Origin of the sequence: Kriegella aquimaris (assembly GCF_900103215.1) — a bacterium.
Lineage (GTDB): Bacteria > Bacteroidota > Bacteroidia > Flavobacteriales > Flavobacteriaceae > Kriegella > Kriegella aquimaris.
The window spans coordinates 1-22,704 of record NZ_FNGV01000012.1 but is presented as its reverse complement, the minus strand read 5'-3'; the positions used below and the strand labels follow the sequence as shown (position 1 = coordinate 22,704).

At 40.2% G+C, this 22,704-nt stretch carries 17 protein-coding genes; 5 read left to right on the top strand and 12 right to left on the bottom strand.

Annotation, left to right across the window (positions count from 1 at the left end; all coding sequences use genetic code 11):
• Positions 1–40: 40 nt before the first annotated feature.
• From BLS33_RS18685 to BLS33_RS18670, 4 genes are all read right to left on the bottom strand, one after another.
• Positions 41–1,552 (bottom strand): DUF1501 domain-containing protein, encoded by a 1,512-nt coding sequence (locus tag BLS33_RS18685; RefSeq protein WP_089893251.1) that lies wholly within the window; start codon positions 1,550–1,552, stop codon positions 41–43.
• Positions 1,552–4,287, bottom strand: coding sequence for a DUF1553 domain-containing protein (locus BLS33_RS18680; RefSeq protein WP_089893248.1), 2,736 nt, complete (start codon positions 4,285–4,287; stop codon positions 1,552–1,554). Before BLS33_RS18680 ends, BLS33_RS18685 begins: the two co-directional genes overlap by 1 nt.
• A 309-nt stretch (positions 4,288–4,596) precedes the next feature.
• A complete protein-coding gene (gene lysS / locus BLS33_RS18675; RefSeq protein WP_089893247.1) occupies positions 4,597–6,288 on the bottom strand; it encodes a lysine--tRNA ligase in 1,692 nt (563 codons plus the stop codon).
• A gap of 36 nt (positions 6,289–6,324) precedes the next feature.
• On the bottom strand, positions 6,325–7,062 hold the full coding sequence (locus tag BLS33_RS18670) for an SGNH/GDSL hydrolase family protein (protein WP_176801445.1): 738 nt from the start codon (positions 7,060–7,062) through the stop codon (positions 6,325–6,327).
• Positions 7,063–7,212: 150 nt separating this feature from the next.
• Here BLS33_RS18670 and BLS33_RS18665 point away from each other — a divergent pair, with 150 nt between their 5' ends.
• Together BLS33_RS18665 and lipB are read left to right on the top strand one after the other, a co-directional pair.
• A complete protein-coding gene (locus tag BLS33_RS18665) occupies positions 7,213–7,368 on the top strand; it encodes a YqaE/Pmp3 family membrane protein (protein WP_089893241.1) in 156 nt (51 codons plus the stop codon).
• 75 nt (positions 7,369–7,443) lie between these two features.
• Positions 7,444–8,160 (top strand): lipoyl(octanoyl) transferase LipB, encoded by a 717-nt coding sequence (gene lipB / locus BLS33_RS18660; protein ID WP_089893238.1) that lies wholly within the window; start codon positions 7,444–7,446, stop codon positions 8,158–8,160.
• A 29-nt stretch (positions 8,161–8,189) separates the two neighbouring features.
• Here lipB and BLS33_RS18655 read toward each other — a convergent pair whose 3' ends face one another.
• From BLS33_RS18655 to BLS33_RS18645, 3 genes are all read right to left on the bottom strand, one after another.
• A complete protein-coding gene (locus BLS33_RS18655) occupies positions 8,190–9,263 on the bottom strand; it encodes a DUF6242 domain-containing protein (RefSeq protein ID WP_089893236.1) in 1,074 nt (357 codons plus the stop codon).
• A gap of 128 nt (positions 9,264–9,391) precedes the next feature.
• Positions 9,392–10,210, bottom strand: a complete 819-nt coding sequence (locus tag BLS33_RS25325; protein ID WP_089893234.1) for a collagen-like protein — start codon at positions 10,208–10,210, stop codon at positions 9,392–9,394.
• Positions 10,211–10,318: 108 nt separating this feature from the next.
• Positions 10,319–10,714, bottom strand: coding sequence for a hypothetical protein (locus BLS33_RS18645; protein ID WP_089893231.1), 396 nt, complete (start codon positions 10,712–10,714; stop codon positions 10,319–10,321).
• 367 nt (positions 10,715–11,081) lie between these two features.
• Between BLS33_RS18645 and BLS33_RS18640 the strand changes: the two genes are divergently transcribed.
• Positions 11,082–11,651: an RNA polymerase sigma factor gene (locus BLS33_RS18640; protein ID WP_089893228.1), complete on the top strand. Its 570-nt coding sequence runs from the start codon at positions 11,082–11,084 to the stop codon at positions 11,649–11,651.
• Positions 11,652–11,653: 2 nt separating this feature from the next.
• Positions 11,654–12,388, top strand: coding sequence for a tetratricopeptide repeat protein (locus BLS33_RS18635; protein ID WP_089893226.1), 735 nt, complete (start codon positions 11,654–11,656; stop codon positions 12,386–12,388).
• On the opposite strand, the gene BLS33_RS18630 is transcribed toward BLS33_RS18635, so the two are convergent.
• The 5 genes from BLS33_RS18630 to BLS33_RS18610 form a co-directional block, all read right to left on the bottom strand.
• Positions 12,385–15,129: a CHAT domain-containing protein gene (locus BLS33_RS18630; RefSeq protein ID WP_089893223.1), complete on the bottom strand. Its 2,745-nt coding sequence runs from the start codon at positions 15,127–15,129 to the stop codon at positions 12,385–12,387. The genes BLS33_RS18635 and BLS33_RS18630 overlap by 4 nt on opposite strands.
• A gap of 133 nt (positions 15,130–15,262) precedes the next feature.
• Positions 15,263–16,528, bottom strand: coding sequence for a S8 family serine peptidase (locus BLS33_RS18625; protein WP_089893217.1), 1,266 nt, complete (start codon positions 16,526–16,528; stop codon positions 15,263–15,265).
• Positions 16,529–16,745: 217 nt separating this feature from the next.
• On the bottom strand, positions 16,746–17,450 hold the full coding sequence (locus BLS33_RS18620; RefSeq protein ID WP_449405323.1) for a TapB family protein: 705 nt from the start codon (positions 17,448–17,450) through the stop codon (positions 16,746–16,748).
• 34 nt (positions 17,451–17,484) lie between these two features.
• Positions 17,485–18,837, bottom strand: a complete 1,353-nt coding sequence (locus BLS33_RS18615) for an OmpA family protein (protein ID WP_176801444.1) — start codon at positions 18,835–18,837, stop codon at positions 17,485–17,487.
• A 244-nt stretch (positions 18,838–19,081) separates the two neighbouring features.
• The gene (locus BLS33_RS18610) at positions 19,082–19,684 is read right to left on the bottom strand and encodes a ribonuclease HII (protein WP_089893214.1); all 603 of its coding nucleotides are present in this window, start codon (positions 19,682–19,684) and stop codon (positions 19,082–19,084) included.
• Positions 19,685–19,987: 303 nt separating this feature from the next.
• Here BLS33_RS18610 and BLS33_RS18605 point away from each other — a divergent pair, with 303 nt between their 5' ends.
• Entirely contained in the window at positions 19,988–21,988 is a 2,001-nt protein-coding gene (locus tag BLS33_RS18605) for a putative porin (RefSeq protein ID WP_089893211.1), read from the top strand.
• The last annotated feature ends 716 nt before the right edge of the window (positions 21,989–22,704 follow it).

Sequence of the window (22,704 nt, the reverse complement as noted above, 5' to 3'; positions counted from 1 at the left end):
TTGGTTAATTTTAAGTATTTGCCTTTTGAGCTTTGGAGATTTATGCCAGTATTTCTTTTATAATATCGCCTTCAACATCTGTCAATCGAAAAGGTCTTCCCTGAAAATCAAAAGTAAATTGCTCATGATCAAAACCGAGTAGATGAAGAATAGTGGCATGAACATCATGAACAGACACCCGGCCTTCTACCCCTGAAAATCCAATGTCGTCGGTTTGCCCATGGGAAGCACCTTTTTTAATGCCGCCACCGGCCATCCACATGGTAAAAGCATCGCCGTGATGATCACGACCTTTGTAGGCCATTTTTTTATTGCCCCTGTTTTCTTGCATGGGTGTTCTACCAAATTCCCCGCCCCAGACAATCAAAGTGTCATCAAGCAAGCCGCGTTGTTTTAAATCTAAAACCAAAGCTGCAATCGGGCGATCAATTTCACGACATTTGTTTCTGAGCCCTAAATCAACGGATCCCGCACGAATGTTGCCGTGGGTATCCCAGCCCCAATCGAAAAGTTGGACAAAACGAACACCATCTTCAACCAGTTTACGGGCCAATAAACAGTTGTTGGCAAAGGATTCCTTGCCAGGCTCAACGCCATACATTTGTTTTACATTCTCGGGTTCGTCATTAATATTCATGACTTCGGGCACCGCAATTTGCATGCGGTAGGCCATCTCATATTGGTTAATACGTGCCAAGATTTCAGGATCGGCATATTTGGCATACTCGTCTTTGTTGATTTTATTTATTGCCTCTATGGTGCTCTTTTTTAAATCACGAGTAACTCCTTCGGGATCTTCGATGTAAAGTACAGGATCGCCTTTGGAACGACACTGAACTCCTTGATAGACGGAGGGTAAGAAACCACTTCCCCAAACACTCTTTCCTGCATCAGGGGTATTTCCGCCCGAGGTCAATACGACGAAACCTGGTAGGTTTTGATTTACGGAGCCCAAACCGTATGTGGCCCAGGCCCCAATGCTGGGACGACCCAATCGGGGACTTCCAGTATGCATAAACAACTGGGCGGGGCCGTGATTGAACTGATCTGTATTTACTGCTTTTAGAAAGGCTACGTCGTCTATTATCTTTTTGAAATGTGGCATAAAGTCGGAGACCCAGTTGCCCGATTCTCCTTCTTGTGAAAACTCAGCCTGAGGACCCATTAATTTGGGTGTGCCTTTAATGAAGGCGAATTTTTTTCCTTCTAGCAAGGATTGGGGACAGTCTTGTCCGTCCAATTTATGCAATGCCGGTTTGTAATCAAACATTTCTAATTGCGAAGGTGCTCCGGCCATATGAAGATAAATGACCGATTTAACTTTCGGGGCATAAGGAGGTGCGAGCGTAGCCAACGGATTTAAATCACGTTCAGAGAAAGCGGTTAGTTTCTTTTCTGCTGGCTTACCAAGGGGATCACATCCCATAAAAATTGAACTTAGGGCGAGGCCTCCCATTCCTTGGGCACAACTTTTAATAAAATGCCTGCGGGTCTTTGCTTCTACTTCCCGAGCCAGTTTTTCTTGAATCAATTTTTCTATTACGTCTTTCATTAGGCCTTGGTTAAAAATTCGTCTAAATTCATAATCGCATTGGCGACAATCGTCAAAGCGCTTAATTCAGGGCTAGGTTTTGTTTCGAAGTGAAGGTATAATTCCGCAGACCCGGAATTTCGTTTAAACTCCTTCAACGACTCCTCATATAGCGACCGAAGTGTTTTCAAGGTCGCTGGCGTTATCTGGGTATAAGTGGCCCTTTCGTAACTGTCGGTAATGCTCTTGTCTATGTCATCTACAGTTTGGGTGTTTTTGGCCAAATGGTACGATGCTTCTAGATAAACGGGGTCATTGAGCGTAACCAATGCTTGCAAAGGAGTGTTGGTCACTGTTCTTCGAATGGTACAGACCTCTCGACTACCGGCATCAAAAGTCAAAAAAGATGGATAGGGACTAGTACGTTTTAAATAGGTATAAACGCCTCTTCTGTATCGATCTTCACCTTTACTTTCTTCCCATTGTGCGCCATTGTATACCGTTTGCCATACGCCATCGGGTTGAGGGGGCATTACACCTGGTCCGTACATTTTGTCACTTAGAAGTCCCGAAACGGCCAATGCTTGATCACGTATTTGTTCAGCACCTAAACGAATTCTCGGACCTCTGGCTAACAATTCGTTATGAGGATCGGTTTGGTACATCTCGGGAGTGCTTTCGGAATTCTGGCGATAGGTTCCCGACATCACTATTTCTTTTACCAACGCCTTTATACTCCAATTATGCTCGTTCATAAAACGGAGGGAAAGCCAATCTAACAAAGCGGGATGAGACGGTGCTTCCGATTGGGAACCAATATCTTCAATGGTTGATACTAGACCTCTGCCATAGATTTGATGCCAAACTCTGTTCACCAAAGTTCGTGCGGTCAGCGGATTCTTTTTATCTACAATCCATTTTGAAAGTCCTAATCGATCTTTTGGCCATTTGTCATTCCAAGCATTTAAGGTTTGAGGTGTTGCGGGTTCTACCGTATCTGTTTTCGATAACCAGCTTCCTCGGTCAAAAACCTGCGTTGTTCGCTTCATGTAATCAGGGTTCTCCGCTACAATGGGAACCGAAGGTGTCTCGGCATTCAAGGTCTCCATAAAACTACGGTTTACCGCTTTCCACCCATCTTTATCCTGACCGGGCATATCGGGTAAAAAGGTAATCCAATAGAGATTCATGATATTGGCCTCCTTGGCAGCTTTAGGATTATTGGTCTCAATATATATATCGGTTGTTTTGTCTATTCTGTTCAAAGGGAATTGTGAAGTGCTGTAACCTTGAGATTTGTTAATTGTAAACTTCCCCAAAACAGGTCCGTTGGCATCGTCTTCACGGATGGTCATTATCGTACCATCATAATGCGACCGATATTTGAGATACACATAGCCCGCATTATTGGTGTAGGCATTTCTTAAAATGCAGTTGCCCTTGTCCCATAGTACAACCGATGCATGGTCGTCATAGGCGCCATTTGTGATTTCCTCAAGAATGTGCGATTTATAAACAGGTTCGGTAAACTGCATAAAATTCTTATACACAGATAGAGATTTCTCATCACCATTTTTGCTTACCCAATCTAAAACTTGGTCAACCTTTTGTTGCTGTTCTTTATTGTAGAATTTTAAAATTGGAGATTCGTCAGGCGTATCTTCGTCCCTTGCATTATTGAAGAAAGCCATAAGTTTAAAATACTCTTCGTGTTTAAAGGGGTCATAAGGGTGACTATGGCATTGCACGCACCCAATGGTCGTACTTTGCCAAACTTCAAAAGTCGTATTGATCCGATCAATAACAGTAGCGACGCGATACTCTTCGTCGTCGGTGCCACCTTCATCGTTGTTCATTGTGTTCCGGTGAAAAGCGGTCGCTATCAGTTGATCGGTCGAGGGTTGGGGCAATAGGTCGCCGGCCAATTGTTCTGTAGTAAATTGATCATAGGGAAGATCTTTATTAAAAGTTTTGATTACCCAATCACGATATTTCCATATGGATCGCCCCATATCTTTTTCATATCCTTTTGAATCTGCGTAGCGCGCTAAGTCGAGCCACCAAGTAGCCCATTTTTCTCCGTAGGTATTTAGTGACAAAAGACTGTCTACCATGGTTTCATAAGAGATGTTTCCTTTATTGAAATCATTGAGCATTTGTGGGGTAGGGGGTAGCCCTGTAATATCTAATGCCAATCTTCTGACAAGGATATTGTTTTCTGCCGGAGGATTTGGCGCCAACTGCTCACTTTCTAATCGGGTCAGTACGAAATTATCGATTCCGTTTCTTAAGAAAGATGATGATTCCGTTGGCGAAAAGCCAGCCTGATCGGTTATCGTCGGAATTTCAACTTTCTCTGGTAATGAATAGGCCCAATGCTCGCCCCATTCCGCTCCTTGGTCTATCCAACGGGTCAACAGGTCAATATCTTCATCAGATAATTTTGGCTTTTCATAGGGCATGCGTAATTCGGGATCTTCTTCGTGCAGTCTTTTGATAAACTCACTTCCTGCCGCATCTCCAGGAATAATTGCCGGCTTGCCCGACTCGGTGTCTGCAAATGCTTCCTCTTCGAAAAGAAGGCTAAACCCCGCATTTTTTTTGACGCCACCATGGCAGGTAATGCAGTTTTTGTTAAGAATGGGCTTTATCTGTGTACTGAAATCAACTTTGTCAGGCGATTGACATGAGCTAATAAACAAAATAACCATTACAAGGGTTAGCCACCGGACTTCTTTAAAATTATCCTTTTTCATTTATTTATCTTCTTCATTATTTCATCCAATTGATGAAAATAGGGAATTTTGCTAATAACCTTTCAATTTATGAAATTGTTCAATAATATGAACTATTACTCAAAGATAAATAGTTAATTTCATTAAAAATTGACAATACTCTTAGAAGTCTGCTAATAATACTGAATTGTCTTATAATTACGTGAATAGTAGTCGACCGTTCCCCTTTTTGAAGAAGGTTTGTGTAATAGACTGTCGATAGGTAGTAGGTAATAACTAAAAAAGGAGCCTAAAAAAGCTCCTTTAAAAACATAATAATGTGGATGTTGTCTAGGCTTTCAATTCTACAATTTTTGATTCGCCATTCACAACTACTTTTACCAAGCCGTGATTCGAAAGGGCCTTCATCGATTTGTCCCATTTTTTGCCACTAAGTCCGGCTTTTCCTTTTAGCTTGTTCAATTCCATTTTGCCCGTTGGTTTTAAGAGTTGAACAATGGCTTTCTCTTCTTCGGAAAGTTCTACCTGTTTCTTCTCTGGTCTCATTTGCGGAAAGAATAAGACTTCCTGTATCGAGGCATTGTTGGTCATAAGCATTACTAGGCGATCGATGCCGATACCGATGCCCGACGTAGGGGGCATTCCGTATTCCAAAGCACGTAAAAAATCGTTGTCGATAAACATTGCCTCGTCATCACCTTTTTCCGAGAGCTTCAATTGCTCTTTAAAGCGTTCGCGTTGCTCTATGGGATCATTAAGCTCAGAATACGCATTTGCCAATTCCTTGCCATTGACCATCAATTCAAAGCGTTCGGTCAAGGCTGGGTTGGTTCGGTGCTCTTTGGTGAGCGGGCTCATCTCTTTGGGGTAATCGATGATAAAAGTAGGCTGCACATAATGGTGCTCACATTTCTCGCCAAAAATCTCATCGATAAGTTTGCCAACGCCCATGGTATCATCAACATCGATACCAAGTTTCTTTGCTGTTTCCTGCAATTCTTCATGGTTCATGCCTGCTACATCGAATCCCGTATGAATTTTAATAGCTTCTAATATTGGTACGCGGGCATAGGGCGCTTTGAATTCAATTTCATTTTTTCCTACGGTAACTTTTGAAGTTCCGTTGGCATCAATGGCCACTTTCTCGAGCAGTTGCTCCGTAGTGTCCATCATCCAATTATAATCTTTGTAAGCAACATAGAGTTCCATTACCGTGAACTCAGGATTATGGGTGCGGTCCATACCTTCATTACGAAAATCCTTGGAAAATTCGTAAACGCCATCAAACCCGCCTACGATCAAACGTTTTAAATACAGTTCGTTGGCAATTCGCAAATACAATGGAATATTCAAGGCGTTGTGATGCGTCAGAAACGGACGTGCCGCTGCGCCGCCGGGAATCGGTTGTAAAATAGGGGTCTCTACTTCGAGATACCCTTTTTCATTATAAAATTGGCGTATACTATTGGTGATTTTGGTACGCTTGATAAAAGTGTCTTTTACCTTCGGATTTACCACCAAATCAACATAGCGTTGCCTATAGCGTTGCTCGGGATCGTTGAATTCGTCAAATACATTGCCTTCGGCATCTTTTTTTGGCAAGGGAAGCGGACGAAGCGATTTGCTCAATAACGAAAAGTTTTTGACCATTACCGTTTTTTCACCCACTTGGGTTGTGAACAGTATACCTTCGATGCCAATAATGTCTCCGATATCGAGTAATTTTTTATAGACATCGTTGTACAGCGATTTATCCTCGCCCGCACAGATTTCATCGCGATTGAAATAGACCTGAATTCTACCCTCGCTATCTTGAAGTTCGGCAAAGGAAGCTTTTCCCTGAATTCTACGTGACATCAACCGACCGGAAAGCACCACCTCTTTTCCTTCGATATAATTTTGTTTGATATTGTTTGTAGTGGTATCCACCGGATACAATGCCGCTGGATAAGGGTCGATGCCTAGAGCTCTTAGCTGGGCCAATTTTTCCCTTCGGATGATTTCTTGCTCGGAAAGTTGCATATTCGTTATTAAGGCTGCAAATATAGCGAGTCTGAACTAATCTTTCAACGCAGAAACAATAAAAGGAGCTATTCGATCGACGAACATTTTATAAGCCTTGCCGGAAGGGTGTAATCCGTCATCTGCAACCAGTTCAGGTTGGTCAAGTCCTTGCCGGGAAATATCGGTAATGTTGACATAGGCTACGTTCTTTAGACTGGCCGTGCTTTCGGCAAAGGCATTATAGGTATCGATGTCTTTTGATATTGCTTGCATACCACCGTTTTCACCGAAAGGGGTGTACCCATAATCGGGAATGGATATAACTATTACCTTGCTAGGGTCATTACCTGTAAATTTTAAGGCTCGTTCTAATAGTAATGGAAACTCTTCCTCGTATTGTGAGAATGGCTGACCTTGGTATTGGTTGTTCACGCCGATCAGCAATGTCACAAAATCATAAACAGCTTCTAAAGAACTGCTTTTAATGCCGTCATAGAGATTGTCGGTACGCCAGCCTGTGGCGGCCACCATATCCGTATTTATCTTGGCATTAAGATTCTTTTCCAATAAGTTCTCTAGTTGTGCCGGAAAACTTTCGGAAGCATCTACATTTTGGCCTACCGTGTAACTGTCGCCCAATGCAAGATAGTTGTACTTGGCTCGCTTTTCTTCCGTAACCTGAGGTTCCTGCTGTATATCATAAAGGTTTTCGGTGGCCAGTATCGGTGAATCTTTTGATTTGCTACAAGCCAAAAGTATAAAGGTGAGTGCCAGTATATTGGTTATCGACATAAAGAAATGAGTTGTCCGCATATAATTAGATACGAGGTTTTTGATGTTTAGGTTTGCTGCTTGGCTAAAATTTCATATTCCAAGTTAAAATAATTGTAACAAAATCTCGATTTTTGCGTCTTACAGATACATCAATCAAAAAAATCAAAAATGGGTTGCTTACGTGTTTTGTTGGCCATTGTTTTTCCGCCGTTATCGGTCATCGGAAAAGGATGTGGTTCGTTTATAATTGTATTTTTATTGACGCTTTGCGGATGGGTTCCCGGTGTAATTGCGGCGTTGATTATTTTAAACAATCCGAATTAGGTCTTGTTCCCCACAACGTAGTCATGACCATTGGCTTATGAAACATTCTCGGGCTTTCATCGTATCTTTGTACCAATGAACAAAAGGGTAGACATACAAGATCTCGGACTTAAAGATTATAAAGAAACTTGGGACTTTCAGGAAGAGTTGTTCCAGCGAACGGTAGATTTAAAAATTCAAAACCGAAGAGGGAATGAACAGAGGGAAACCCCAAATCATTTGCTCTTTGTTGAACATCCGCATGTTTATACTTTGGGAAAAAGCGGTGACTTTGAAAATCTTTTAGTAACCGAAGATGAACTGGCAAAAAAGGGAGCCAAATTCTATAAAATTAATCGGGGTGGGGATATTACCTATCACGGTCCGGGACAGATTGTAGGGTATCCGATATTAGATCTTGACAACTTTTTCACCGATATACATAAATATCTTAGGCTTTTAGAGGAAATGGTGATTCTTACCTTGGCCGAGTACGGACTTAAAGCCGAACGCTCAAAGGGAGAAACCGGGGTTTGGTTAGATGTGGGTACGCCCTTTGCGAGAAAGATATGTGCGATGGGCGTTCGTGCAAGCCGATGGGTTACTATGCATGGTTTTGCTTTGAACATAAACACCAATCTGGGCTATTTTGATTTAATGATTCCCTGTGGAATTAAAGATAAGGCGGTAACCGCTTTAAATGTAGAGTTGGGTAAAGAAGAGGTAAATATTGATGAGGTAAAGGAAAAACTATTGAAACACTTCGAAGTGCTTTTTGAAGCAGAAGTCATAAAACAAAAAACCGAGGCGTAGTGCCTCGGTTAATTTTGTTTGAAGATTGTTTAGTTTGTAGTCAAACTCCATATTTGCTGGAATGGATCGGCGGCAAGTAATGGATCGGGTTGCGATTGTCCTCCGAGTATTAAGATATCATTATTCGTACTTATCAAGGTATGGCCGAAAAGGCTGGGAATTCGAGGATTGGCATAAACGCCTTGCCAATTGACCATATCCTTCGAATGCCAGATATCATTTTGTGTGCCATCAGTGGTTTTTCCACCAACAAGCCAAACCTGCCCATTATGTACGACTATGGCGTGTGCATATCTTGGAAGGAAATCTGATCGAACGCATCCTGAGGTTCTAGTTTCAACCAGCTCCCAGTTTTGTCCATTTGAACTTTTCCAAATTTTATCAGAGATTCCCGTATCGAAATTTCGGCCTCCTATAAAATAGATATGCTTATTAAAACCGATTGCCTTTCCCTCGCTCGCAGATGGGAAAGCGTTTTTATTGACCAAGGTCCAATTCCTTCCATCGGTTGACGAAAAAACTCTTTGTGACCCTCTATTTTCATTAAGACCATATTCGAACACGAATATTTTATTTTGAAAGACCACGGCGCCATTTGATTGGTCAGGTTGAAAGGGTGCATTGCTATTTTGTACCCAGTTCTCCCCATTCCCTGAATACCATACTTCCGCTGAGAGTTCAGGAAGTGCGTCTACTGGGCTCATACCGCCAATCATCCAAATTTTATTGTCATTAACGATAAGGGAGTGTCCAAACCTGCCCGAAAATTGAGGCGATGCTCGTAATTTCCAATCTTTCCCGTTCTTACTGATCCATACTTCAGAGCGTGCTGATTCCCAGCCGTCCTCGGCTACCTCGATTCTGTAGGTAATGCTCCAATAGTGCTCCTTGAAATACACAACGGAATTTGAATGCAGTTGTTCGAAGGGCACGGTTTTTCTTTCTACTCGTGATTCCACCATGCATTTTTGCAATGTATACCTAAAATTGGTGGTTTCGGTCGTGGCCTCTTGATGATCTTCGGGTAGGTATGAGTCCTCTTTGGTACAAGACCAGAAGACGACCGAAAGACTCATGATTGTTAAAAAACTAAGTATTTTCATGATTCATATATTTAAGTGAATAATTTGTTCTACCCTTTTATGGTTGCAAACCGACAAAGTTAACATCGATGCATGAAAAAAACCGAGTTGTAGGTTTTCGGTTTTTGATTTTCTTTATAGTTTAAAGGTTAATTTAATCCGTAATAACGAGCCACCTCGTCATAGTTATTGATATCTATGCCGGCAGCTTCTAATTCTTGCGACACATCTAGCTTGGTTCCCTTACGTGATATACTTCCAGTAGATTCGATGATTAGTATACGTAATCGTTTTAGGTCTCCAGCCCGAATAGCACTGTTCGGAATATTAAAAGTGCCCCCAATTTCTCTAAATGAAATGCTTCCTCTACCTACGGAGAAAACTATATTGACGTCTGAATTAAGGTAGCGGTCACCACCGAATCCGATCATCACCTTACTTGGTAATGGATAGGTAAATAACAAGGGTTCGGAAAATTGTAAATACGTCAGAATTGCATCATTTCTCAATACATCTGCGGTAACTTCTGGAATGTCAAAACCGTAGTATGATGAAGCCACAGCGTTAAGGTCGTACGTAAAAGATTGTACATTGGCATTACCATCCTCCCCGTTAATGCCATTACGTCCATCAGTGCCAGGTTCGCCCTGTGGGCCTGCTGGACCTATTTCGCCTTGTGGTCCTGTGTCGCCGGCATCCCCTTTAGGGCCTGTTGGTCCCGTTTCGCCTTGTGGTCCTGTGGCGCCAGTCTCGCCCTTTGGGCCCGTTGGTCCGGTAGCGCCATCGACACCGTCTTCACCGGCAACTCCTTGGGCACCATCTTGCCCTCTGATGTCTGTAGCCGCATTGCCATTCTGAACGGCCTGCGGTATAATTGCTTCATCTAAATTGTCTTTTTGGCAAGAGTTTAATGTTACCGAGGCAAACGTAATAATTGAATAAATAAAGATTTTCAATGTTGTTCTCATGATCAAATAGTTTAAAGATTATTTTTCTTTTAATGCGAGAACGGAGAATAGGTTAACGCTGGAGGAAGAAAAGTTGAGGTGCTGCTTGACTTTTTGAATTTATTGGTTTCACTGGTCGCGCTGGCTTTTTGCCATCGCACCCTCCAGCATTTTGTTGACTTTTAGCCTTAGTTCATTCTTTTTGTTCGGGTCTAAACTCGTGTTGTACACGTCGTATATTTTTTGAGCTTGTTCTTTTAGTTCTTTAGAGCCTTCCAACTGGTCTAAAAACTCCTGATAATTCGTAGCCCCGCCTAAAGGATTTTCATTCCTAGCTCCACCGATCTTGAAAACTTGATTGAGTATTTTGACCTGTTCATCCATTAGATTTATAGATTTTGTGGCGTCTGATTTTGCATTCTCCACCTCGAGACGTGTATTTTGATTCTCAAGGTTTGTTTGGCCCGTACAGGCCAGAAAACTGATTGATAAACAAAAAGTCAGTAGGGTTGAGCTTAATTTCATCTGTGTATAATTTAAAAAGGTTGTACCTAATTTAGGTTAGTAATAAAGAAAATGAGGATGGTGACAGTTGCTGTTAATGCCGCTACCAAGACGTACTTTATAATTTCCAGTGTTTCATAAGTGTCCATACTATTTAATTTAAGGTTTGTCTTTTTATGAATGTTATTTTGATTGGTTAACACCTACTTCTAATTTTTTAGTAGAAAAATTACAAATTCAACGGGAGCGAAGCGTATGGGAACAAAGTAGTAAGAGTCTTACAAGGGCTGATTTCGTTGGAATTATCTTAAATTTTGAGGATGAAGGCATGTAAAAAATATTAAATTAGCTTTCTTGACTGTTAACCATCTCATTAGATTTACATTAAATGCAAAACGAACAGGCGGAAGTAACACTTGAAGATTTGCGCATCGGATCTGATAGTGTTCTTAGAAAGGTATACGAAGAGAACAGGGATAAGTTTTTGAACTATGCCAGACGTTTCAACCTGTCGGAAGACGAGAATGTCGATGTGTACCAAGACGCTTACGTTATTTTTTATGATAACGTAATGAACGGAAAGATCGAGCGGTTCACCAGTAGCATTTCGACCTATCTTTTCAGTATCGGAAAATATCTGATTTTTGACAGGATGAGAAAAAATAAGAAGACAGTAGGGTCTAATTTTGACCTTTCCATTGTCAAAGATGAAGCAGCGTCTATAGACCATCTAGAAATCGATACGCCTGTACTTACCCGGGAGCAACAATTGTTGCGGCAACATTTTGGTGCATTGGGAAAGCAGTGCCGCGAATTGCTGACTTTGTTTTATTATCGAGGATTTACTATTCAAGAAATAATGGAATCAGAAAATTACAATAGTGAGAATGTGGTAAAAGCGGCAAAGTCACGCTGTATGAAGTCACTTAGAGAACGTATTAAAGCAAATGCCTCTTAGACATGGACAAGGAAATTTTACTTTATAGATATTTTTCGAACCAGCTTACAGAGCAGGAGAATACGCAGCTGCAAGAGCTTTTAAAGACCGATAGCGACTTTAGGCAACAGTTCGATTTTGAGAGTAGTTTGAAGCGCATTATTAAGGATAAGGAAAACAAAGATTTAAAAACAAAACTAGGAGGCTTTGAGAAGGCTATTTCCGAAAAGAAAGCTGTTAGAACATTGTGGTACGGTAATTTTGGTAAATGGTCAATAGCAGCCTCAGTGGTGCTTTTGGTCGGACTAGGTTGGTTTTTTAATAATTTGTTCAGCACTAATTATGAAGAACTTTATGAGAACAATTTTCAACAATATCCGAATACAGTGTATTCCATAACGCGAGGGGAGTCGGCCAAGTCAATTGAGGGCGATGCTTTTGTCGCTTATGAAACAGGTGACTTTCAAAAGGCGTTGTATAATTTTCATGCGATAAACGAAGAAGATAGAAATGACTATGTTGACTTCTACATGGCACAATCTTATCTACAGATAAACCAGATGGAGAAGTCAAAAGAGCATTTTCAAAAAGTGATTGATGAAAACGGAGAATTCGCCGCAGAAGCGCATTGGTACTTGGCGCTTATCGCCATAAAACAAGAGGATAATGAAATGGCCAAACAGCAATTGAACGAACTGATTTCGAAATACGATTATAATAAGGATAAAGCAATCGAACTTCTTTCTGAATTGAACTAGCGTCTTCTACAATAAAGTAGCAAGAGTACAGCACCTAAAACGATCACTGCAGTTACAGACCAAAGCCAAGGAATAATTGGGGCATTATTCGAGCGTAATGGGCTATTATCACCAATGACAATTAAGGCCGCCCAAAATGATGGTGATATATTGGTGCCACGATACGTATTTATATAATCTATTTTAGCCTTTCGTAAGGCCGCAGCTTTGGTCAGGCCTTCATTCAGTCCGTTATAGAATGCAACCATTATATCTTTACTGGCTTTATCATTAATGGTCCATAATGATGATACAACACTTTTTGCCCCAGCATGGAAAAAACCACGTGCCAAGCTCATCGCACCTTCGCCCTTTTTAAGTTCGCCGAGTGAGGTGTTGCAAGCGCTCAATACCACCATGTCGGCCTGGTTCTTCGTGGCATATATTTCGTTCAAAAATAACTTCGTGTCACTAAAGGCGATCCATGGATTGCCATTTTCTCCAACATCGGCATGTGTTGAGAGGTGAACTATTTTATAATTGTTCACAGCTGACAACAGGGTCGACTTTGTCGCGTTGCCGTTTAATAAAGAAATTCCGTGATAGATTTTCTCGACTTCCACTACTTCCGCTCCACTAAATGCAAGTCTAGGCAGCCCCAATGCGGTGAACTGAACAGGAGCAATGCCGAGCAATTCGTTTTCGGGCCTATGCGAAACTTTTGTTTTAATATCTAGATATGACATCGAATACGCATACCGGGTTTCTACTTCTTCGATCAAATAGTTGCCCTTGTCAACATTGACCATTAAGCCCTCAAATGGCAGTTGCTGTAAAATATAATCTGTAACAATGGTCAGTTTTTTTCCTCTTATGGCCTGATAAACCTTCTCAGGTACAAGTGCTTTATAAATTTCGTTTGATAGGTTTTGGTATTCGACAATTTTGTTCTTGCTCGAAACAAAATCCGTTAGTTTTTCATATAACAAGAATATTTTCCCATTTAGAATCTTGCAATCGTCGAGCTTAAAAAAAATGGTTTGATCAGTAGAATTCAAAAGACCATAGCCTTGCTCATCATTTAGTATGTATTGTAAAACGACCTCGTCATTGGTAAGGTAGGTTTTCTTGAAATCGCTATGGGGGAGTATATCGACTTTCTTTTTAAGATTGGCATATTGTGGAAAAGCCGTAGCCAAAGCTTTGGCGAATTGTTCATAGTGTCGCTTATTTGAGTAAACTTTTTGCCTAAGGGTCTCAATTTCATTGCTAGACTTCGATAAATTCAGCTGTAGTTCGTTTTCCGATAAAAATATGGCCCGTTTTAAATCAAATTCTTTTTTTGCAATGGAGTCGGGTAACCGAGCAATATCCTTGGCCTGTTCATTGGAAACATCCTCTAACAATAACAATGCCTTGTTGCGTTCCATATAATAATAGGCATCTTCAGGTCTGTCCAATAGATAAGATACTTCTACTGCTTTCATATAAAGTGAGGCTCCTTTTTCCCTCCAAAAAAGCTTTGATTGGTACTCCGTACTTTCTGAACGTATAATGTCAACCAATTGATCGGCTAGGGCGAAGGTTTCTAACGCATATAGTAGATACTTCTTGTTGTTGTCATATTGGTAATATTTTAGCCAGCCGTTTGCTTTTGATATAATATGGTTCAGTAGCTTTATTTTTTCCGTTGCTAAATCTAAATCTTCAAGACTTATGAGGTTTTCGTAGTTCACTTCTCTAGTCTTGTCGATTGCGTAGACTATCGCTTTTTGGTAAGAAATCAATCCTTCTTTAAATTTATTTTGCGCCAAATACAAGTCACCTAGACTTTCATAGGGTAATGTATAATCTGGGTCAAGCGAGATGGCTTTGTTAAGATCAATTAAGGCGCTATCATACATCTTGAGCTGTATTTCTGATAATGCGAGGCCATTGTAAATTTTTCCTAAATTCTCAGAATCTAAAAACTCGGCGCGGGACAAGACTTTTCGGAAACGACCGGTAGCTTCCAAATGGTTGCCAACTTCAGCTAAGCGGTTTCCTTCTACGTGGTCAATGCTACTGCGATATATTTGGGGCACTTCTTTTATCTCATTTAATATGGAGTCTGCCCGAATTAAGTTGGTTTTGATTTCATCAGAGTGTTCTATGTATCCCATTTCAGCGTAGGTTTCGGCAATGAGTAGGTTCAGGTCGGCAAATCTGAGGAGTTCTTCCTGACTCATCTCATCCTTTTTCTTGTAGAGAAATTGTAATTCTTTGAAGCGATTAAGCGCTTTATAAAAATCTCCTACTGTAAGGTAGAGCATACTTAGCTGTTGGTTGGCATCCAGGTAAAAGTCTCCTGTACTCCCTAAATCAACGAGTTCCAAATTAGTTTCAATGGCTTGAAAAAATTCATCATTCATAGATTGGAAAAAGCCAAGGTTGTACAACGTTTGCCCGAACGAATCAATGTGTAAAGTGTCTATTTTCCTTTTTATCTTTGCTGCCTGTTGAGTATAGGAGATGGTATTTGAAATATCTGATTGATTGCCATCATCGAGCCATTTTTGATAGTACCATTGACTGGCTATGTTATGGTACAAGTCAGCTAGATCGATAGGAGATAGCGTTTTTTCATCGACTTTGAGCAATGAGTCGAGCTTACGCTGCTTATTTTCTACGGTAAAGTCAGAATCTATGATGTCAAGAAGTACCTGAGTTTGGGCTTGGCTTAAAGAACCAAGAAAAAGGAAACATAGAAAAATTGCTCTCATAATTAAATATAGTACATATTCATGGTGCCAACAAAAAGGGCCATGCCTACAATTGGTCTATGAGAATCGAAATGCGTTAATTATTTTTCATTAAACAAGGATCCCGATTGAAAATCGGGATCCTTGTTTATGTTTAGGGTGTCGGTGGTTGTTCTATAACCCGCCCTTCGGCTACAAAGCTGTTTAAGCTACTTATGGGTTCGGTTAAATTTAGAACATGACCTCTTAAGTTGGGTATAGCCATATTATTACCTTTTTCTTTTGCGGCGATTCCGCTAACATAGGCGGCGCCATATGAAGTGCCTTGAAGATTGGTTATGGTAATTGGTGCAGAGGTGGCGTTGAATTCCAGATTGTAAGGCCCGTAGAGCGTGGCCAAATCGATGCTGCTGGTTCCGCGATTTGAAGAAGCGTGTATTTCAATGGCTCCGCTCGAATCAAGGCCATAACCTCCAACTGCTAAGATATTGGGAGAATCAAATCCTGAAGGGAAATGACGTATGTCGCCCGTGTCAATTTCTTTTCCTTCATTACCGGCCGAAGCCACAATTACTGTATCATCCCCAAGTTTTTCGATGAGATCGGGCAAAAGTGTTAAGCCATTGAATTCAGCTACGGTCATGGTGCCTCCAAAACTGGCATTGACAATATCGATATTTTTACCTGCCGCCTCCTCGAATTTGTTCAGGTAGCCAAAAGCACAGACAAGGTCTGAGTAATTTCCTTTACCATTTTCATTGAAGACCTTCAATGGTATAATTTTAAATCCGATCCCATCGGGTTCCAGAATATTTCTAATGATTTTAGTAACGTAGGTGCCGTGGCCATGTTTATCAATTGGATTATCTGAATCGTCAACAAAGTCCCAACCGGTATAACTATTGTCACAAATGAGCCCTTCCGTATCTAATAAATATTCATAATCGATACTATCATAATAATAGTCTATTCCTGTGTCGATAATGGCGATGACAACATCATCATCTACTCCCAGGGTAGATGAACCATTATCATCACCACCTGCGGCAATCTGTTTATCAATCGGAATTGTAATTTCAAAATCGATATCACCCTTGACTCTTCCGCCTCCGCTATTTCTATTTAAGCGGTCTCTTGCTCTTTCAATATCTGTATCTGTGGCGGTGGTGTCTATAGTCCATAATTCAATGTTGGGGTCTCCACATTTACATTTTTCCGGGGGAGATATAAAGGAGAAGTTGTCTCTCAAAGTATCTTTGTCATTCCCCTCCCATGAATCATCGAATTGAACAATCATTTGATTTTTAGAGAATTTGATTGTCGACTCTTTTGTGATGGGTAGTTTGTCGGTATTTTGGTCATCCAATTTATCACATGCGGTCAAAAAAATGACAAAAAAAAGCAAAACGTATATTTTCATAATGCGTAGTTTACAGGGTTTGTTTTTTAGTTTATGAATAAAAAACAAATAGGTTAACTGTTATTGGGTTCAAGTTTTTAGCTAATCTGTTAATCATTATCACCCTGAAATTCATCCAATATCTAACCCCCCCGAGATTCCGGTTTTGATCAATAATATTTATCAAAAGCCACAACCTCAAGATTACGTGGACTGGTCTTTCTTTCTTAATGATTCGCTACTTGCTAAACTTCGTTAATTCCATACGACTCATTAAATTGCCGTTCTTTTTGTATGATTCTTGTTTGACCATGCCTACCCCTTCGGCGAGCCAAAGTTTATTGTCGGTCTCAATAGTTGCTCCCATGGTTTTTGAAGTACTGGTTTCGGTAATAAGGTAACAGTCAAAGGTGCCAGCAGCTGTGGTAACACTTTCTTTTTTCTCGACTTTTCTGTTTGACGTATCTACAGTAGTATTCATTTTAATGCCGCTCATGTTCATCGAAACCGAAACATTCGCATCTTGCAATTCTTTGCCCACGCTGAGGTCATTGGGTATTTTAATGTCAGTACCGCTAATATCCATTTCAATGCCCATGTCTTCATATTGCTTCATCATTGATGAGGGAAAAAGCGAGGCATAGTCGATTTTTATGCCATCTTCGGAACAACTGATATTATAATCGGTGTTAAATATATCTTTACCCTTATCGTCAGTAAATTTAATGTCAAAAGTTGCTGAAGTTGAACCACCTGAATTGGCAACGTTGGTAATTTTGTAATCGGTAATCCCATCGGTCTTCCCTTTTTTGTTATAAATGGTATATTGAAAAGAAGCCCCTTCGACCAAAGGGTAGTATTTACTGCAATTATCTTGTGCAGTGATACTTAAGACGATAAGCGTACATAAGATTGAGGTCAATGCTAATTTTTTCATTTTCATATTTTAGGTTACAGTTGATTTGAAATATTTCGGATTATTGTTTAATGAACTCTACTCTCCTATTTTGTGCTTTGCCATCGGCGTTTGAGTTATCACCAATGGGTTCGGTTTCTCCTTTACCCTCAGTAGACAACCTATCGGCCCCGATCGAATATATTGAGACTAAAGCGTTCTTAACGGCATCTGCCCGTTTTTGTGAAAGCTCTAAATTGGTGGCATTTTCGCCATCGGCATCGGTATGGCCCACTATTTTTAGTTTCATAGTGGTTTCTTGTTGCAGAACTTGTGAAATCTGACGAATAATGCCCATAGATTGCGGTTGTATATTGGCTGAACCACTATCGAAAAGGATTCCGTTGGTCGACACTTTTCCTTCTGAAATAAGGGTTCTTCTTAAATCAAGACCTCCTTCGGCTACCTTTAAATTCGTAATGAAGATGCGCTCCTTTCCATCCTTAAAGTTATTCATATGGAATTTTAAGGTTTTTAAGACAGCTCCTTGAGGTACAATTCTGGGGATATCTATGTGCTTTTCCTCATTTACCCAGAGGCGAAAACGTTCTTTGTTCACGGCAATGGATATATGGGGTCTATTCAATACTTCTTCCCGAAGGTCGGCTCTTACTGTACTATATATTTCACGTTTGTTATTGATGTGGTTTGCCATGGTGATTCCAATTGCGGAATATTGGCAGAAAGGAAGGTGGGCATGCACAAAGTTGGCCCCGTCCTTAAATTTGTCATCATCACTCAAGGCAACGCGCAATATGGCGGTAGATGAAGTCTTATTGTCCAATCCCAAGGCCAAAACATCAAACTCGATAGTATATTCTTCGGGTAAAATGGGTACATCCGGAATGAAATAAAGACCATAGCCCGAAATTAATTCGAACCATTTTTCGGGTGAATCGTTCATGGTTACAATCTCACCCCCTCCATTAGTATTCCATTTCGAAGGAAAATCACCAATAAAATCGTTGGAGAAATCGTCGAAAAACAACGTTTTATCCCCAGGAACAAAATCGAACTTACTATATACGGTAATCGATTTTGGACCACTCTCACCGGTCTGCATTCCTGAATTTTCTCCAATTTGTTTTTGATTTCCTGTTCCCGGGTTTTTTGCGGAACCAGTATCATGGGGAATAGGGGCAGATTGGCCCGTCTTGGGAGTTGGGTCTTTCTTTTGACCGGGTTCTAAAATGCTATCGAGCACTTGATCTGTTTTTTCCGTGGTTTCCTTTTCGACCCTGCGCTCAATGGTTCGCTCTGCAGCCTTTTCAGCCCTTTTACCAAGCTTTTTTAACAATTGTCCGTTTACAGGAAAAAACACGAACATTAGTAACAAAGATGTCATTAAGCGTGTGAGGCGGGGAATAGCTTCCATGATATTTATTTTAGTATTTTAAAGTAACAAAAACTTAATTAGGGTTAAAATCATTTTCAAGTCTCAAAGCGCTAAAAAAGAGATGTTTGTAAGCCTTTATTAAAGTAAATTACTATGGTTGTAACCCTTTTCTTACCGCTGTTTTTCATCTAAACTAAAAATAATCCATGTGGTCTGATATTCATGTGATTTTTGTACGATCGGGTAGTTTTTATGTATAAGTGGTACGCAATTGTGTGCTGGTCTAAAGATCGAGTGACAGCTGATCTGGTAGTAGACGGAAACTTTTACGGTGGTATTTTGTAGTCCCAAATTCTCGAATGGCATTGCGGTGTTCGCGGGTAGGGTATCCTTTATTCTTTTTCCAATTGTACATGGGGTATTCTTCATGTATTCTTTCCATATATGCATCGCGATAGGTTTTTGCGAGTACCGATGCCGCAGCGATACTCATGTATTTGCTGTCACCTTTTATGATGCATTCATATAAAATGTCTTGATAGGGTTTAAATCGGTTCCCATCAACAATGATAAATTTCGGAGGGTCTTTTAATTGGTCTATGGCCTTGTGCATGGCCTTTATTGATGCATTTAGAATGTTTATTTCATCTATTTCGGAGGGAAATATATGTGCCACCCCAAAACTTAAACTTTCTTCTTCTATAAGGGGCTTCAAATAAACTCGCTTTTTATGCGATAGCAACTTTGAATCGTTAAGTATTTCATTAGAGTAATTGTTAGGTAATAATACGGCCGCAGCGGTTACTGGGCCTGCGAGACAGCCTCTGCCGGCTTCGTCAGTGCCAATTTCGTCAACAAATTTGTAGTAGGGTCTTAACAAGCTCATTAAAAATTTTATCTGTGACAAGATAATATGAATCGCACGAATCGGCAATTAATATCACTTGTATAGGTGCTAAATAGTTTGTTGTTAAACTTTCACATTTCATTAGCAACAAAAAAATTACCTTTGTTATTGATATTATTTTAATAACCGTCTATGGCCTTTTTTAAAATAGTTGAATTAACTTGGGGCTATATGAAACCCTGAGCCGGTTCTTCGGTTGAATTGATCCCACCGGCACGTGCAAAATGAGAGAGCAACTACCCGGAATTAGTTTAATGCCCCGCAGGGCAATTAATTTTTTTAATGAGATATATCCTCTTTTTTCTTCTTTCCATCTTTTTTAACTTCTCTATATTTTCCCAAGATGATGCCAGACCGCCTGAAAGAGATCGAGATTCTTCGGGGCAACTGAAGATGAATAGCCGAGAACAATTGGCGAAAGGGCAAAGGGTAGGCCCAGATGAAAAGACCGTCACGATTAAAGACTATAAGATTATCTCCCATGCTCGTGATACTACCTTTTTAGATACCACCTTGACGATACAGAAGGAGTATAGGTATAATTACCTGCGAAAAGATGATTTTGAATTGATGCCTTTTGCAAACGTCGGCCAACCTTATACCAAATTGGGTGTTGATTTTGAACGTTTCGATATGTATCCTAAAATGGGGGCAAGAGCAAAGACCTTCAATTATTTAGAGATAGAAGGTATTGATTACTATAATGTTGCTACGCCGATGACCGATCTTTTTTTTAAGACGACATTTGAGCAAGGCCAGTTGTTAGATGCCATGTTGACTTTTAATACATCCGAGCGACTCAACTTTTCGCTGCACTATAAGGGTTTTCGGTCTATGGGAAAATATCAATGGAGTGAAGCCGAATCAGGAAACTTTAGAACGACCACCAACTATGTGACCAAAAACGGAAAGTATCGATTGAGAGCACATATAGCGGCACAAGATATACTAAGCGAAGAAAATGGGGGGTTGAGTAATAAAGAAGAGCAATTTGAATCCGGAGACGATAATTTTACAAATAGAATAAGAGTTGATGTTAGGTTTGCCGACGCCGAGAGTAAGATATTGGGTAAACGCTACTATCTCGATCATATCTATAAACTGCTACGAAGCCAAAAAGATTCTAGTATGGCGGAAAGAACGGCATTATCGATTGGGCATAAATTTAGCTACGAAACCAAGTATTATCAATATCAGCAAACCGCCCAAAACGATTATTTCGGGGATGGCCTTTTAAGTAGTATTGACGATAAGGCCAACTTGAAAACAATGTTCAATGAATTTAATGTAGTATTTAATAATTTGACCTTGGGCAGGCTAGAAGGAAATATTAGTCTCTATAATTACGATTATTTTTTCAATAGTATCTTGATTACGGCCACCCAGCGTATTCAAAACCGATTAAATGGGGAGGAAATAGCTTTAGGCGGCAGTTATTCGAAACAGTTTGGTAAGCTAGGTATAGAAGGAAGGGTTAAGTATAATCTGGTCGGGGATCTCACCGGAAGCATTTTAGATGCTTCGGCAACCTATAAGTTTAATGAAAAGAACAAGTTTAGACTCGGGGTGCATTCCTCAACGTCGATGCCAGACTTCAACTTTTTATTGTATCAAAGTGATTATACCAATTATAATTGGCAGAACACGTCGGCTTTTGAGAAGGAGAAGGTAAATGGACTCCGCGTTAATTTTGATTCCAAGGTTTGGGGAGATTTATCTTTGGATTATACAACAGTCGGTAATTATTCCTATTTCGCTTCAGCTCCCGGTATTGTGTTAGAGGATGATCAAGAGCAAGCGACGGTAAAGCCCTTTCAAGAAAAGAATATCTTGAACCATACCAAAGTACAATACCGTAAAGAGTTTAGGGTCGGTAGTTTTGCTTTGAACAATACCTTAATGTATCAAAATGTCTCACAGGCGAACAATGTTTTGAATCTGCCTCAATTTGTAACTAGAAACACCTTGTATTTTTCTTCCGATGTATTTAAGAAGGCTATGTTCTTACAAACAGGTATTACCCTTAAATACTTTACGGCTTATAATATAGATGCCTATAATCCTGTGTTGGGTGAGTTCTACATTCAAAACAAAGAAAAATTGGGTGGCTTCCCCATGTTGGATTTCTTTATCAATGCCAGAATACAGCAAACACGAATCTATTTAAAGGCAGAGCATTTTAATTCTTCGTTTGGGAAGAGTTATAATTTCTATGCTGCACCCAACTATCCCTACCGTGATTTTGTTATCCGTTTTGGGCTAGTCTGGAATTTCTTTTCTTGACAAACTGCTTCAATACTTCGTTTTATCCATTCTAAAGCGTTTAAATGACGGCTCTTTTAATTGGAGTTGGTAAGGTTTACCAATTAGTAATTGTGATTTCTTGTGATGTAGTATTCTATTTTACGTAAATCCCCGATTTCTTTTGCTTGTATTAAACTATTTGGCATTTTTTCAGGGGTCTACGAGTGTACATATTTGTGATTCAGTTGCTTATGATTTATAGGTATTATGTGAGAGGCTCTAATTGGCTGTCTTATTATAATGAATGTTATTTCTGTTTAAAAAGGAGGTACTCTCAAATCAATATTTTTTTTCATTTTTATCCTTGTAGGATTGCTTGATATTCAGTATATTAGAACTCCTTTTTTCGGAAAAATAAAAAACGCATGAAAAAAGTGTTGCGTAGTATTGAAAAGGTTGTAGATTTGCAGCCCGAAACGATGTAAGTCGTAGTAGGGAAACGGCCTTCGGGCCACGTTCATTGATCGTGTTGTTTTTGCCGGAGAGGGATAAAAAAAGTTTTTTTCATTTTTATTTGGCAGTGTCGAAAAGGGTCGTATATTTGCACCCGCTTAGAGACACAGGGACAGGATTCAGGTCCTGTACGACAGGAGAGATCGAGAGCGGCGGCCCCGATGGCGGGGACGTTTTTTAAGGAGTTCATTGAAATATTGCAAAGACAGCGTAGGCACGTTTCGCCCCAAGGGGAGGAATGT

What these genes read in the sequence shown, in the direction of transcription:
- BLS33_RS18645 (WP_089893231.1), bottom strand. Translation starts at nt 10,714, where the DNA reads ATGAAATTAAGCTCAACCCTACTGACTTTTTGTTTATCAATCAGTTTT.
- BLS33_RS18635 (WP_089893226.1), top strand. Translation starts at nt 11,654, where the DNA reads ATGGACAAGGAAATTTTACTTTATAGATATTTTTCGAACCAGCTTACA.
- BLS33_RS25325 (WP_089893234.1), bottom strand. Translation starts at nt 10,210, where the DNA reads ATGAGAACAACATTGAAAATCTTTATTTATTCAATTATTACGTTTGCC.
- lipB (WP_089893238.1), top strand. Translation starts at nt 7,444, where the DNA reads ATGAACAAAAGGGTAGACATACAAGATCTCGGACTTAAAGATTATAAA.
- BLS33_RS18615 (WP_176801444.1), bottom strand. Translation starts at nt 18,837, where the DNA reads ATGGAAGCTATTCCCCGCCTCACACGCTTAATGACATCTTTGTTACTA.
- BLS33_RS18620 (WP_449405323.1), bottom strand. Translation starts at nt 17,450, where the DNA reads ATGAAAATGAAAAAATTAGCATTGACCTCAATCTTATGTACGCTTATC.
- BLS33_RS18640 (WP_089893228.1), top strand. Translation starts at nt 11,082, where the DNA reads ATGCAAAACGAACAGGCGGAAGTAACACTTGAAGATTTGCGCATCGGA.
- BLS33_RS18625 (WP_089893217.1), bottom strand. Translation starts at nt 16,528, where the DNA reads ATGAAAATATACGTTTTGCTTTTTTTTGTCATTTTTTTGACCGCATGT.
- lysS (WP_089893247.1), bottom strand. Translation starts at nt 6,288, where the DNA reads ATGCAACTTTCCGAGCAAGAAATCATCCGAAGGGAAAAATTGGCCCAG.
- BLS33_RS18610 (WP_089893214.1), bottom strand. Translation starts at nt 19,684, where the DNA reads ATGAGCTTGTTAAGACCCTACTACAAATTTGTTGACGAAATTGGCACT.
- BLS33_RS18665 (WP_089893241.1), top strand. Translation starts at nt 7,213, where the DNA reads ATGGGTTGCTTACGTGTTTTGTTGGCCATTGTTTTTCCGCCGTTATCG.
- BLS33_RS18655 (WP_089893236.1), bottom strand. Translation starts at nt 9,263, where the DNA reads ATGAAAATACTTAGTTTTTTAACAATCATGAGTCTTTCGGTCGTCTTC.
- BLS33_RS18670 (WP_176801445.1), bottom strand. Translation starts at nt 7,062, where the DNA reads ATGTCGATAACCAATATACTGGCACTCACCTTTATACTTTTGGCTTGT.
- BLS33_RS18685 (WP_089893251.1), bottom strand. Translation starts at nt 1,552, where the DNA reads ATGAAAGACGTAATAGAAAAATTGATTCAAGAAAAACTGGCTCGGGAA.
- BLS33_RS18630 (WP_089893223.1), bottom strand. Translation starts at nt 15,129, where the DNA reads ATGAGAGCAATTTTTCTATGTTTCCTTTTTCTTGGTTCTTTAAGCCAA.
- BLS33_RS18680 (WP_089893248.1), bottom strand. Translation starts at nt 4,287, where the DNA reads ATGAAAAAGGATAATTTTAAAGAAGTCCGGTGGCTAACCCTTGTAATG.
- BLS33_RS18605 (WP_089893211.1), top strand. Translation starts at nt 19,988, where the DNA reads ATGAGATATATCCTCTTTTTTCTTCTTTCCATCTTTTTTAACTTCTCT.